General features: G+C 30.2%; 13 protein-coding genes, 1 tRNA gene and 1 riboswitch. Of the genes, 7 read left to right on the plus strand and 7 right to left on the minus strand.

The features are described 5' to 3' along the window. The 5 genes from ABIK75_00070 to ABIK75_00090 all read left to right on the plus strand — a co-directional run. A partial coding sequence (locus ABIK75_00070; GenBank protein MEO0089495.1) for a hypothetical protein occupies nucleotides 1-467 on the plus strand: 467 nt, incomplete at its 5' end. 72 nt (nucleotides 468-539) lie between these two features. Then, complete coding sequence (locus tag ABIK75_00075; GenBank protein MEO0089496.1) at nucleotides 540-2696, plus strand: T9SS type A sorting domain-containing protein; 2157 nt, start codon at nucleotides 540-542, stop codon at nucleotides 2694-2696. 360 nt (nucleotides 2697-3056) lie between these two features. Next, nucleotides 3057-3707: a hypothetical protein gene (locus tag ABIK75_00080; GenBank protein ID MEO0089497.1), complete on the plus strand. Its 651-nt coding sequence runs from the start codon at nucleotides 3057-3059 to the stop codon at nucleotides 3705-3707. Continuing rightward, a complete protein-coding gene (locus ABIK75_00085) occupies nucleotides 3701-4300 on the plus strand; it encodes a hypothetical protein (GenBank protein ID MEO0089498.1) in 600 nt (199 codons plus the stop codon). The genes ABIK75_00080 and ABIK75_00085 overlap by 7 nt, the downstream gene beginning before the upstream one ends. Further along, nucleotides 4297-4887, plus strand: coding sequence for a hypothetical protein (locus ABIK75_00090; protein MEO0089499.1), 591 nt, complete (start codon nucleotides 4297-4299; stop codon nucleotides 4885-4887). Before ABIK75_00085 ends, ABIK75_00090 begins: the two co-directional genes overlap by 4 nt. A gap of 133 nt (nucleotides 4888-5020) precedes the next feature. Here the strand turns inward: ABIK75_00090 and ABIK75_00095 are convergent, their stop codons facing one another. Then, the gene (locus ABIK75_00095; GenBank protein MEO0089500.1) at nucleotides 5021-5200 is read right to left on the minus strand and encodes a hypothetical protein; all 180 of its coding nucleotides are present in this window, start codon (nucleotides 5198-5200) and stop codon (nucleotides 5021-5023) included. A 1203-nt stretch (nucleotides 5201-6403) separates the two neighbouring features. After that, nucleotides 6404-6608, plus strand: a riboswitch (cobalamin riboswitch). Nucleotides 6609-6638: 30 nt separating this feature from the next. Between ABIK75_00095 and ABIK75_00100 the strand changes: the two genes are divergently transcribed. Next, nucleotides 6639-8513: a TonB-dependent receptor gene (locus ABIK75_00100; protein MEO0089501.1), complete on the plus strand. Its 1875-nt coding sequence runs from the start codon at nucleotides 6639-6641 to the stop codon at nucleotides 8511-8513. On the opposite strand, the gene ABIK75_00105 is transcribed toward ABIK75_00100, so the two are convergent. The 6 genes from ABIK75_00105 to alr form a co-directional block, all read right to left on the minus strand. Beyond that, entirely contained in the window at nucleotides 8487-9635 is a 1149-nt protein-coding gene (locus ABIK75_00105) for a glycosyltransferase family 4 protein (protein MEO0089502.1), read from the minus strand. The genes ABIK75_00100 and ABIK75_00105 overlap by 27 nt on opposite strands. Next, a complete protein-coding gene (dut, locus tag ABIK75_00110; protein ID MEO0089503.1) occupies nucleotides 9636-10070 on the minus strand; it encodes a dUTP diphosphatase in 435 nt (144 codons plus the stop codon). Then, nucleotides 10057-10938 carry a lysophospholipid acyltransferase family protein gene (locus ABIK75_00115; protein MEO0089504.1) on the minus strand — a complete coding sequence of 294 codons (882 nt, stop codon included), beginning with the start codon at nucleotides 10936-10938 and terminating at the stop codon, nucleotides 10057-10059. The genes dut and ABIK75_00115 overlap by 14 nt, the downstream gene beginning before the upstream one ends. Continuing rightward, nucleotides 10939-11646: a C4-type zinc ribbon domain-containing protein gene (locus ABIK75_00120; protein MEO0089505.1), complete on the minus strand. Its 708-nt coding sequence runs from the start codon at nucleotides 11644-11646 to the stop codon at nucleotides 10939-10941. A 25-nt stretch (nucleotides 11647-11671) separates the two neighbouring features. Further along, a tRNA-Val gene (locus tag ABIK75_00125) sits at nucleotides 11672-11747 on the minus strand. Nucleotides 11748-11781: 34 nt separating this feature from the next. Continuing rightward, nucleotides 11782-12933: an alanine racemase gene (alr, locus tag ABIK75_00130; GenBank protein MEO0089506.1), complete on the minus strand. Its 1152-nt coding sequence runs from the start codon at nucleotides 12931-12933 to the stop codon at nucleotides 11782-11784. 69 nt (nucleotides 12934-13002) lie between these two features. Here alr and ABIK75_00135 point away from each other — a divergent pair, with 69 nt between their 5' ends. Next, nucleotides 13003-14253: a M20 family metallo-hydrolase gene (locus ABIK75_00135; protein ID MEO0089507.1), complete on the plus strand. Its 1251-nt coding sequence runs from the start codon at nucleotides 13003-13005 to the stop codon at nucleotides 14251-14253. Nucleotides 14254-14265 lie beyond the last annotated feature (12 nt).

Consider the following 14265-nt stretch of genomic DNA (forward strand, 5'->3'; position numbering starts at 1 on the left):
TCCAACAAGGAAATGTGATTATCACTGGCGAAGAATTTGAAGCAGCCCCTAATGGTATATATGTAAAAACCTATCTTTTAGATACCCTATCTCCTGCCCATTGGTGTTGGGTAAAAGCACAAGCAGTAGAGGACTCAGGGATAATACGATGGATTCATACTTCCTTTTGGTGTCAGAGAAATCCACAAGGAGAGCCTATTTGGCCCTATTATAGTAATGAGGGACGATTTGCTGCCTATGATAGAAGAATTTTCGTTCCTTATGGTTATGAGTATTATATTTATGCTTTTCGTTGGCTACCGGCAGACGAGAGTCATGCTTACTATGTAGAACTTCCGGTTGATGAACCCTGGAAACCTGATTGGGCAGAAGGTTATCAATTTTCGCCTGTTTATAAGACCGATCGATATCACGAGCGTATACAAATACATGTAAATTGCTTTTTAACCCAGACAGTAATGTGGTAGAAATAAGGAGGGGAGCCAAGTTGTTCTGCTTGGCTCCCTTGATAACTTTTAAAATTTATTTATAATTTTAATATGAGTTTAATTATTGTTTTACTTTTGTTTTATGATACTTCTAATGTTTGGAATGTTCGACTTTTAGGGAAATGGGGATTTGGATTACCTTATTTTCCGGGAGAGGTAATTTCTGAAAGTATAACCTATGTAGGTTCAGGCAGTGGTTTTTATATATTTGATATTAGCAATCCCCGTTCCATTCAAAAAATCGGTGAATTTCAAACATTAGGGATATGCCTTAACTCTTTTTCGGTATATGAAACTCTTTTATGTATTCCTGAAAATCGTTGGGGTATTGGTTTATATAACATTTCTAATTTAAGAAATCCGATTTTTATAAGTAGATACACTAATTATAGACTTTTAGGAAGGGCACATTCTGTTCGGTTTAATGGAAGATATGCCTATGTTGCGTGTGAAAGAGGGTTAGTAATAATTGATTTTTCAGATATTCATAATCCAAGAGAAATCGGACATTATTATACTCCCGATGATGTCGCGCATTCTCTTTTTGTTTCAGGGAATTATGCTTATTTAGCAAATGGGTGGGGTGGCTTAAGGATAATAAATATAGAAAATCCTTCCCAACCTTATGAAGTGGGAAGATATATTCTTCCTACTACTTGTGAAGATGTTTATGTAAGAGATACATTAGCCTTTACTTCTTTTCAAGAAGTTTTAGCAGGCGGTGGTTTTTTGGTTCTAAATATTTCTAATCCTTCTAATCCTACTTTGGTAAGTCGTATTGATGTGGGAAGTAATGCTCTTACGATGGCAGTAAATAACAATTACGCCTATCTTTTAACTGTTTATCCCACAGCAGTAAATATTATTGATATCTCAAGACCAGAGAGTTTGAAGTTATTGGGAAGATATCTTCCTCCTTCACAAATCGATCCTGCTTTTTGGGGAATTGGAGCGAAAGGAAATCTTTGTTTTACTTGTATGATCCATGATTTTGGAAGTAAGTTTATTATTTTAGATGTAAGTAATCCAAGTACTCCGGTAGTGTTAGATAGTTTTGGAGATTTCCCTTTGTCTACTTGGGAAATTTCAGGTTGTGGAAATTTTATCTATACATCACACCTTCCTGCAGACGGGATCAGTATCTTTGATATTTCTGAGCCTTCCCAAATTAGATTGACTGGCACTTGGCAAGAAGATACCGTTCATTATTTACAGTTTAAAGTGGATGGTAATTTTTTATATACCGCAGGTCGGAGTTACACTAATAAAAAAAGGATTTTTCAAATTTTTGATATTACTGATCCTGAAAATCCAAGATTAATTGGTTATTTTGAAACCACTGGAATGGGGAAAGGAGTGGATAAAAAAGGAAATTATGTTTATTTTGTTTATAGTAATTATATGAGAAGGAAATATAATTTATGGGTATTTGATATTAGCGAGCCTTCTCGCCCAAGAATAGTTGCTACTTGTTCTCTTCCTTATCCTGGAAAGATTTCAATTTCAGATAAGTATTGTGCTATCGCTGGTTGGAGCGAAGGAGTTATTTTAGTAGATATTTCTAACCCGACAAATCCTGTTTTAGTAAGTAGAATTAGAACCCCTGATATCGCGGTATATAGTTTAAAATTTAGATTTCCCTATGTCTATTTCGTGGAAGTTACTGGATTTGGAGTAGTTGACTTTTCTGAACCAACAAATCCTGTTTTAGTGTTTTATGATACTCTTATTAACCAATTTTACGAGGTTAGGGCGTGGGGAATAGATATATCGGAAGACCTTGCCTTTATAAGTGCTGGACCAAAAGGAGTTTTGGTTTACGATATAACTGACCCCAAAAGACCAAAATTGTGCGGTTTCCATAGAACTTTTGAATGGGCACAAATGGTTTTTTATAATGAAGGAAAAATTTGTATTGCCGATGCTGGTGGTATCGCTATTTTTGAATATACAGGTTCTCATATAAATCAAAAAAAATCTTTTTTATCAAAGAAGATAAAAATAAAAAATAATTTATTAATTTTAGGAGACGAGTTCGAAAAAGTTCAAAATGTAAATATTTCAATATTTAATTCCTTAGGACAGATTTTAAAGATAATTAAAAATAAAAGGGAAATTCCATTATTTAAAATTAAAAAAGGTATATATTTTATTCTTATTGAAACCGATAAGAAAAAGATTAAGGAAAAGGTAGTATTAACCTATTAAACTTACTTCTTTTTCTAACCAATCAATATACTATCGCCTCTTTTAATTTCCCGTTGTAAAAGGCAATTAGTTTCGTAGGAGTGCAAGTCTTTTATTATTTTTATTTTTTTATTCCTTTAAAAATTTGTACTTGGTTACCAACTATAAAGTGACAATAATCAAAAATTAGCAAAATATCCAAACAGCTATGTTAATGTTTTTATTATTTTTGTCAGCAGATTTTCTTCACCACTTACTTTTTTATTTTATTGACTTTTTTTTTGTGATTATAATTATAAGGAGTTATAAGTAATTTATGCTAAAATATGTTAAAAATTATTGAAATCAAAGGAAAAATTTTCAAAATAAAAAGGAGGAGAAATGAAGAGAATGATTAAAAATTTATTTTTTAATTTTGGGTTTATTTTTTCTTTGTCTTTGAGTGCCCAACAGCAAACACTGCCACAAGATACTATTTTTTATTTTATTAAAGAATTTCCTAACGAGGAATACGAAAGTGGTTTGATAACCAACGTTGTGGCAATAATTGAGGTAATTACATCTTCTCAGGATACTTCATTTTTAGAAATTCCTGCGGGTTTTAGATATGTAACATTAGAGGAATTACATAATATGGGTATTTTATCGCCGTCCGAATCACAGGATACAACTTCTTTAGGAGAATTAGATTTTTATGTAGAAGATAGAAGGCAATACCAAGGCGACAAATGGGCTGTCTCTTGGATACGAGGTACATATGTCTCACAAACTCCTTTAAAATGTATATATTGTGGTTCTGAAACCTATGGAGAATGGTGGCCGGGTAGATTATGGTTAAGAGGATATACTTCTAGGAACGGATGGTTGGTTTATGATTCTGGTCCAATTAGAAAATGGGGATGGAGTATTAAATGCGTATATCGTGCTACATATCCACAAAGTACTGTTTTTCATTGGGGCCAAGAAGGTTTTCATAGGTGGAACGGCCCTTATAATTCTCCTCTTAGAACATTAGTAGGTGCAGAGTGGTAATATTTTTATTATTAATTTTTTCTTTCGCTAATGAAAAAATTGAATTTGGAGTAAAATCTACTTATTATATTGGTCTTCATTGGTATGAAGTTCATTGGCCTGGTGATACTAACGCTTATAATTATACTGTGTTTTATGAGGATTATTTTAGTTTAAGCGGAGAATTGCGCTATGAGCTTTTAAAAAATTTATACCTTCGGCTTGAGCTATGGGAATTAAGATTTTATACCTATTCCGAATTAGGAAAAGGTAAAAGTTTTCATCTTTTTTCTCATTTAGATTGCGATTTTATTTACCTCTTACCAATTAGTCGTAAATTATCACCGTTAATTTACTGCGGTTTAAATTATGAAAAATATTGGGGAAAAGATTACCAGGATATAAGAATTTTTCATCCTGCTTTTGAATTTCGTCTCGGTATGGGTTTAATCTATCGTTTCAAAAAAAATAGAAAAATTTTTTTGGAAGTTCAAACATATGAAAAATATCAAATTTATGAAAGGGATATCATTTGGGCAAGTTTACTAAATAGCTGGCTGGTGGAGACAATTGGTGTACAAAGAATTAATTTGGGACTTTGTTTTTCATTATGAAAATTTTTATTTCTATTATTCTCTTTTTCTCTTTTCTTTTTGCTAAATTACAATTACAAGGGGGGTTAAAATTTTCTCGTTTTTCCATTACTGATTGGTATTCATCTGATACCGGTCTCTTTAACTACACCGTTTTTTACGAACCCTATTTAGGAATTAGTGGCGAAGTACTTTTAAGTTTTAAAAATCTCTCTTTTAGAAGCGAAATTTTTGAATTAAGATTTTATACCAAATTTAGCAAAAGAAGAAGTTTTCATTTCTTTTCCAATCTTGATTGTGATTTCCTTTATACTATTGCTATCACAAAAATTCTTTCTTTTTTCCCTTACCTTGGATTTAATTATGAGCAATATTTTAATAAACCAAAAAAAGATATAAGAAGTTGTGGACCTATTTATGAAGCAAGATTCGGTTTAGGAATGAATTATTCATTAAAAAGGCGAATAAAGATTTTTTTAGAAAGTCAAATTATAACAAAATATCAAATTTATGAAAGAAAAATTGGTAATCCTTACGAGATTTATAAAACAACAAAATTGCTCTTGGGTGTTAAAAGGATTAATCTTGGATTTCGTTATCTTTTATAAAACCTTTGTCTGCCAAGCAACTTTTTAATCGTTTATGTTGATTAATAGTTTTTAATATCTCTTTGTCTTCTGAGATCAGCAAAATTTAAATATTTTTCAATTTACTGGTTTCTAATAGTTTTTTTACTAAAAATTAATCTAAATTTCTTATTCTATATTCTTTGTAATTGATTAAGACATCGTTACCAACCATAAGGTGACAATAATCAGGAGAATAATAATCTAAAATAACAACCGGAAAATTAGCAAAATTCTCATCTAAATGAGTTAATCCTAAAGAGGTAAGTTTTCTAAAGAAGTTTAAATTATTCATACTATAATCAAGTTGCTATTTTTGTGCTTCTTTTAGAAAAGGAGACAATTTATGGGAAATTATCTCCGCCTATTCTCTTAACAATCTTTCTAATAAGATACTTCTTTATCTATTTCTCCAGCATCTTAACCACATTATTAATCCCACAATAAAACAACCATTTTTCTGATTTAAATTATAACTAAATGTTCCATTGGTATTTGGGCAGTTTAAGAAGAGAAAATATCCTTACTATTTACTTGGACGTAAGTAGAAGGCTTTTTTAATAACTCCAAGATGTCGGAATAAAACCCTTTTTCTTTTCTTTATTCCACTCTGCCTGAATACATTTCTTACCGTCCATTTGTTTAAATTAAATCCCAAAACAATCCTTTTTCTTACCCAATTAATTTTCTTATATAATTCCAGTATTTTCTCTTTGGATTTCTTTAAAAGTTCTGTAATGTGGAATTATGCGATTTTCTTAGAAGTTCTCTAAGTCTGGTTTCTCTTTTTTAATTTCTTTATTTTCTTATTATTTTAAGAAATTATTAAATAATTCCGATAATTTCCTTAACTTAATATTATTCCCTTGACATTTTAAAATTTTTGACTATATTTGTATTAGTTATGTTTATAGAATGTTATAAATTCTTAATAGAAATATATTAAAAAATGGGAAAAAATTTGCACAGAAGAAGAAAAAACCTAATGGAGGGGGTAATAGGGGGTAGGTGTATCATACGGGAATATTTTTAACTCTATTAGTGTTAATAATGATACTTTTATTAATGGTAATAACAATAACTTTATTAAGGCGAATAACAATAATCTTATTAATGGCCTTATAAATAAGCGGATTTTTAAGAATTTCATAGTGCTTAAATAACCCCTGGATGTTGGACTATGTAGACAGAACTCCCTCATTAGATAGAAAGAAAAGTAAAGTCAAATATAATAAATAAGGCTGTAAGATGAGAATAGTCAAGAGAACGATAACCTAACATAATAAAATGTTACTTTTATTCAGGATATTTTAGGTATTCTTTGAGTATAAGTAAAAGATTTTTTTGTCTTAAGGGAATTCTTTTAAATAACTTCAAGGTATTTTTATCTTAATACTCTTATTAAGTTGGTAATTATCTCTTAGCACATTTACTTTTTTTCCTTGATTTTTAAAATTATTTCTTTAAAATATTTATTTTTGGGAAAATGGTTGAGGATTATATTTATTGGGCTTGTGAAGTCCGCATAAGCGGAGCACCAGATTTTCTGGTGTCAGGGAAGGCGGTGAAAATCCGCCACGGTCCTGCCCACTGTGAGCAACCGAAAAACCTATCCCAAATGCCACTGTCGGTTTTATGCCGATGGGAAGGCGGGATAGGAATGGTTGCAAGTCAGGAGACCTGTCACAAGCCCGAGAAACTATTTCCCTCCTGGCAGGGAAAGGAGGTGAAAGATGAAAAAAAGCCTTTATTTTCTTTTAATTTTTATTAATTTTTCTTTCATTTTCTCCCAGGTTTATCAAACAGAAACCGTTTATGTGTATGCGAAGAGGATAAAAGAAAATCTTTTTACCCTTTCTTTACCGATTACCGTTATTGACGAGCCAACATTAAAAATTTTCCCAACAGTTGAAAAGAAAAATATTCTTAACTACTTTTCCGGAGTTAGTCTTAATTCCTATTCTTTCTTTAAAGGATTAACCGGAATTTCTTTGCAAGGAAATCCTAACTCTTCCCATACTTTAATTCTCTTTGATAATCTACCTTTAAATCAACCTTCTTCCCAAACTGCTGATTTAGGACTTCTGCCTTCTGGTTTGATTAGAAAGATAGAAATCTATAAAGGTCCTATTTCTAATATTTATGGTACAAATGCTTTAAATGGTGCTATTAATTTCCTTCCGATGATTGAAGAAAAACCGCTAACAGCAGAAATTTCTTACGGTAATTTTAAAACCTATCAATTATTAATGAAAACCGGTTGGCGAATAAAAGATTTTCTATTTTCTTTAAACGGAGAGCAATTTAAGACTAACGGGATAAGAACAAATGATGACCAAAAATTTTATAATCTTACTTTTCTTGCAAAGATATCAGAAATATTTAAATTAAGCAGCGGTTTTACCTTAAGAGAAATTGGCGTTCCTGGACCAAAGCCTAATCCCAATTATATTCCTCCTCTTGGTGATTCCTTATCTTACTCAAAAATTGACCGACAACGAGATACTTTTTACTTTTTTAACTTGAATTTTTCACCCAAATTAGAAGATATTATTTCTTTTAACTATCAAATTTATAGCACCTATCAAAAAACAAATTTTGCCTCTTATGAAACCACCTCGCTAAAAAATACTGTTTACGGCACTAATTTAATAATTTCTTATCCTTTTGGTAAGGAGAATAATTTTAATTTTGGTTTAGATATTAAATGGGAAAATGTAAAATACAAAAGCCGCTCTCCTTTTGAAGTTTTCCGAACTCCCTTCTCCTTATTTTCTAATTTAAAACATCAAGTTTTCGAAAAGTTATTTATTGAGTTGGGCATTAGATTAGATGATTACGAATTTGGTAGACCTTTAAGTTATAGTTTTGGAATTCTTTATCCCCATAAGAATCAATTGTTAAAATTATATTTTGGAAACTCCTTTAAAGCACCAGCAATTAATGACCTATATTGGCCGAAAACCGAAATTTTTCCCAATTTTTATCTATCCGGCAACTCAGATTTAAAGAAAGAGATTGCTAATGTTTTAGAAGTGAATTACCAAATCTTACAAGAGAAATATAATATTTCGGTGACTCCTTTTGTTAAAAAAATAAAAGACCTTATCCGCTGGTCTCTCGATCAGACAATGACCAAATATACTCCTTTCAATTTAGATAGAAGTTTTATTTACGGAACGGAAATCACCTTCAAAATAAACATTGCCAATTTAGTAATTGGATCAAACATAACTCTTCTTAATGGCAACGAAGAGATAAAAAAAGATACCCTTTTCCAAAAACGCGAACTTACTTATGTTCCTAAGTTCACCAATTCCTTTTATTTTAATTATTCAGTATTAAAAAATCTTAATCTTTCTCTCTTTACTTATTACCGAACAAAAAAGATAAACTATTATGGAGAAGAAATCAAATCTCTTCCTTCCTATTTTACCTTTGACTTAAAAATAAGTTACCAATTAACAAAGTTTTTAAATTTAGAAGCAGCGATTTTAAATCTATTTAATAAGGAGTATGCTGAGATGTTTGGTTATACTCTTGATGATTTAGACTACCCAATTGGAAAAAGAAAAATCTTTTTATCCCTTATTTTTCAACCTTTTTAAGTTAATTAAATAATAATAATAATCCTCAACCATTTTCCCAATTTTTTCCCAAGAATAATTTTGAGCGGTTAAATAGGCATTTTGTTCAATCTCTTTTTTTAATTCTTTATTTTCTAATATCAATAAAATCTTTTGAGCCAAATCTTCAAAAGAATTCGCTTTAAATAGTAATCCATTTTCTTTATCTTTAATTACTGTTTTATATCCTTCAATATCAGAAGCAATCACTAACTTTTTTGTTGCCATTGCTTCTAATAAAATTATTCCTTGGGCTTCACCACCCAAGGCGGGAGCAACAAAAATATCACAACTGGCATAATATCTTGGTAAATCCTCTCTTTTTACATAGCCTAAAAAATCACAAAGATTTTCAATATTTAACTCTCTAACCAAATCTTTCAACATTTTTTCTTCTGGTCCTTTACCAATAATTAAAAGTTTGGGATTAGTGAAAAAAGAATAGATTTTGCTAAAAGCTCTTATTGCTATTTCTGCTCCCTTTCTTTTATCTAAACGACCAACAAAAAGAATTACTGGAAAATATTTCTTATATTCTAAAAAAGGTCTATTATCCGGATTAAACCTTTTTAAATCTACTCCATTAGGAATAATTCGAAAATTATTAGGCAAAAATTCTTCAATCCATTTTTTTGCTATTTCCGAGACAGCAATTTTGCCATCTATTTTATTATTATATTTTTTATACAAAGGAGTAAAAATCTTTAAAAAATTTAATTTTTTAAAGCCGACAGTATGAAAGGTTACACAATTAACACTTTTTGAAAAATGTAATGCCCAAAAACCAATTTCCGGTGGAAAACAACCATGCATATGAATGATATCAAAATTTTCTTTTCTTAAATAATTTTTAACCAAAGTTGGCATCTTCAGACTGAAAGGAAGAGTAGCAAAAGACTTATTAAGGGGTAAAAAAATTACTTTACCAAACCGAATAACTTCTACATCAAATATCGGTTTATCCTCCCATAATTTAGGATAATTTGTTGTCAAAATTTTTACATTGTGACCCAGGTTTTTCAATTCACAGGCTAAATGATAAACATGCTCCGAAATCCCCGAAGGATAAGGATAAAAAGCCGAAGAAACTAAAAGAACTTCCATTTATTTTCCCGTATGACCAAACCCACCTTTATCTCTTTTACTTTTTTTTAATTCTTTTACTTCTACCCACTCAATTTTCACTACTGGCGAAAAAACTAATTGGGCAATTCTTTCTCCTTTTTTAATTTTAAAATCTCTGTTACTAAAATTAAATAAAATTACCATAACTTCTCCTCGATAATCAGCATCAATTGTTCCGGGACTATTTAAAATTCCAATTCCATAGTTTTTTGCCAAACCACTTCTCGGTCTTACTTGAGCTTCGTAACCATCAGGAATCTCAATGGCTATTCCCGTTCTCACAATATCAAAGGATTTTTTTTTAATTATTTTATCTTCTGCTGAATATAAATCTACACCGGAAGCACCGGGTGTTTGATATTGAGGTAACGGCAAATCTGTGATTCTTTTTATTTTTACTTTAATCTTCTTCATTTATAAAATCACTTTGAAAAACAAACCATTGGGTAGGATATTTTATTATTGCTTTTTCTATTTTTTGAGCGATAATTCTTGTTAATCTTTCGACTTCCTTTTCAAAATCTTCATTCTCGCTATATTCCGTTTTTATTTTTTCATCCATCATTAAATATTTTTTATCTTTTTCTTTTAAAACAAAATAACCAAAATATAAAGGAATTTTATATTTTTGTGCTAAATAAGCAGAACCCTTAGGAAAAATTCTTTTCCCTTTACCTAAAGGCAACAATAAACCTTGCCGATTTAATGAACGATCGGAAAGAATTGCTAAATTATAACCGTTCTTTAAAGAGTTAATTATTTCTTTTGTTGAATTATAGGGAATTGGCTTTAAATAATTTTTTTTTCTTAACCAATTAAAAACATTGCTCATACCAAAAGGCAAAACTTCAATTAAACAAGAAAAATTTAATCCCATTCTTGATAAAGTAATACCGCCCAGTTCCCAGTTACCTAAATGTAAAGTAGCCAAAATTAGTTTTTTTGTTTTGGCGTCCCGAAAAAAATCAGCCGATACTCGATTTTCTATTAAAGAGAAAAAATGGCGGTCTTTATAACTTGGTGATTTTAAAAAATCGGCAATACAGATTGCTAAATTTATAAAAAGTTTCTTAGTAAGTTCTCTTGCTTTTCTCTCTCCAATTTCTTTTCCAAAAATATGAAAATAGTTATTCATCATTCTCCTTCTTTGATTTTTCATTAGCCGAAAACAACTGTAACCAATAATTTTTGCCAAGATCAAACAAAACCAACGAGGCAAAAAAGTTCCCATTAATATTCCTAAATACATTAAATATTTTTTGAAAAGTTGTGTTAAGGGCATTTATTCAATAACTACTAATATCCGACCGCAATAATCGCAGTAATGAATTTTTTCATTCTTTCTTATTTCAATAATTATTTGAGGAGGAATTGGATTAAAACAAATACTACAAGTTTCATTTTCTATTTTAGCAACAGCAATTCCATTCCTTCGCTGTTTAATTTTCTCGTAAATTGAATAATAATTTGTCGGTAAAGCCATTATTAATTCTTTCCTTCTTTCTTCCCTTTTTCTGATTTCTTCTTTTATTTTTTCTTCTTCTCCTTTAAGCTCTTCAATTTTTTTCTGAGTATCTTTTTTTATAATTTCGATCTCTTTTTCTTTTTGTTTAATATCCTCTTCGTTACTTTCAATTTTTTCTAAAAGTTCAATCATTCGATCTTCAATCTCGCTTTTTAACTTTTTCTGGCTCTCAATTTCTTTTAGAAATGCTTTGTATTGCTCATTAGTTTTGGCGCTATACAACTGAATCTGATATTGGGCAATTTTTTCCTCGCAAGTTTTCAGATCAACCTCAGCAAGTTTATATTCCTTTTTATAATTAATAACATCTGCCTTTTTCTGCTCCAAATCTTTTACTTTCTGTTCCAAATAAAGATTTAAACCTTTAATTTTTTCAGGAATCTGATTTGCTTTTTTAGAGAGATAATCTATTTCATTGTCGACTTGTTGAAGCTCCCATAATAATTTAATTATTTCGGAAACCATCTATTTAAAAAATTAAAAGAAAAAATGGGCGATACCCGATTTGAACGGGTGACCTCTTGCATGTCAAGCAAGCGCTCTAACCAACGCTGAGCTAATCGCCCATTTTTTCTCATTATAATATATTAATAAAAACTCTCAAAAAGTCAAATTAAACTTTTTGATTTTCCAAATCTGATTATTTTTAAAGTAAACTCTTGGTACTCTTGGGCTTAAACGAGTGATAACTTCGTAGGGAATAGTATTAGCCCATAAAGCAACATCATTCACAGTAATTTCCTCCTTTCCCTCTTTACCAATCAGAGTAACTACCTCTTCGATTTTCACATCTGAAAAATTATTTAGGTTAATCATTGTTAAATCCATACACACACTACCAACAATATTTACTCTTCTACCTTTTACTAACACTTCTCCACGATTAGAAAGTTGATAAGGATAACCATCGCCATAACCACAGGAAATAACACCAATTAATGTCGGTTTAGAAGTAAAATAAGTGCGGCCGTAACTAATACTCATTTTTTCGTTAAAATATTTGAGACTTACGATCCGTGACTTTAAGGAAATTACCGGCTTGATCAATTTTTTTATTTTCTCATTTTTAACGCCATTAGAAAGAATTCCATACACCACTAAACCAGGTCGTACCATATCTAAATGAGATTGGGGGATATTTAATACACCGCAGGAATTTGCAATATGAAGAATCTTTTTTTGTAGATTTAATTTTTTTATTAATTTTAAAAACTCTTCTAATTGTTTTTCACTAAATAGAATATCGCTATCAGCCACCGGGAAATGGGAAAAAATTCCCTCTATTTCTAAAAAATTTTGTTCTTTAATTAATTCGTATATTTTTTCGAATTCTTTTACAAAAAAACCTGTTCTCCCCATTCCAGTATCAATTTCAATATGGATTTTTAATTTTTTATTATTATTTTGCGCATATTTGATTAATTCTTTTAAAAATCCAGTATCGCTGACGTTAGGAATTAAATCATATTCAAATAAGTAAGGAATTGTTTTATAAGGTATTGGGCTTAAAATCAGAATTGGTGTTTTAATTTTTGCTTTTTCCCTTAAAATTACTCCTTCATCAACACTTGCCACTCCTAACATATCTATTTTATTTTCCAAAAATTGGGCGATCTCACATGCCCCTAATCCATAAGCATCTGCTTTAATTGCTAAAAGAATTTTTTTATTTTTTACTATTTTTTTTATAACTAAAAGATTAGATAAAAGATTATCTAAGTTAACTTCTACCCAGACTCTTTCTTTTTCCATTTTTAGATTATATCAAAAAGAAATATTTCGTCAAATTGCAAATAAGTAAAATTTAACTATCATTTAATTATGTGGGGAAAAAAAGAGATTGAAAAAATATTTAAGAAAATTGAAGAATATAAAGAAGAAATGATCGAATTACAAAAAGGACTGACTGAAATACCAGCAATTGGTCCGGAAAATAGTGGAGAAGGTGAATACGAAAAAGCAAAATTTTTGAAAGAAAAATTATTAAAATGGGGATTTTCAGTAGAAGAGTATAATGCTGTCGATGAACGGGTAAAAAGTAAAATAAGACCCAATCTCCTTACTTTTTATCAGGGCAGAAAATCGGACAAAAAAATTTGGATTATTACCCATTTAGATGTTGTACCAGCGGGTAATGAAAACTTATGGAAAACGCCTCCTTTTAAAGCAATAGTAAAAGATGGAAAGATCTACGGAAGAGGAACGGAGGATAATCAGCAGGAAATGGTCTCCTCCATCTTTGCCCTAAAAGTAATAAAAGATTTAGATTTAATTCCTAGTTATTCAGTCAATTTACTTTTCGTGAGCGACGAAGAAACAGGAAGTAATTTTGGAATAAAATATCTTTTAGAGAATTTTAATTTCTTTAATACTGAAGATATAATTATCATTCCTGACGCGGGCAGTGAAAAGGGAGATGCTATTGAAATTGCTGAAAAGGGAATAATATGGTTAAAATTTGAAATCATTGGTTTACAAACTCATGCTTCTACCCCACATAAAGGAATAAATGCTCATAAAATTGGTGCTCTTTTAATCAGTTATTTAGTAGAAAACTTTGAGAAAAAATTTGGTAAAAAAGACTCTTTATTCGAACCACCAATAACAACTTTTGAACCCACAAAAAAAGAAAAAAATATCTCCAACATTAACACCATTCCCGGAGAAGATGTTTTTTATTTTGATTGTCGTTATCTTCCTGATTATAATTTTTCAGAAATAATTAATTATTTAAAAGAAGTAATAAATTTATGGCAAGAAAAATACAAGGTGAAAATAAATTTAAAAATTATTCACCACGAAGAAGTAGCTCCTAAAACTAACAAAGAAGCACCAACTGTAAAATTTCTTAAAAAAGCGATTAAAGATGTCTTAAACCAAAATCCTCGATTAATTGGTATTGGTGGTGGAACAGTAGCAGCGATCTTTCGGAAAAAAGGATTCCAACCTGTCGTTTGGGGAAAAATTGCTGGTGTCGCCCATCAACCAAACGAATATTCGGTTATCGAAAATATGATTGATTCTACTAAGATATATGCTTATCTTTTTGGTCTTGACTTTAATGATTTTTAAGTTAATAATATA

It is taken from the genome of candidate division WOR-3 bacterium (genome assembly GCA_039801725.1).
Lineage (GTDB): Bacteria > Hydrothermota > Tepidihabitantia > Tepidihabitantales > DTDR01 > DTDR01.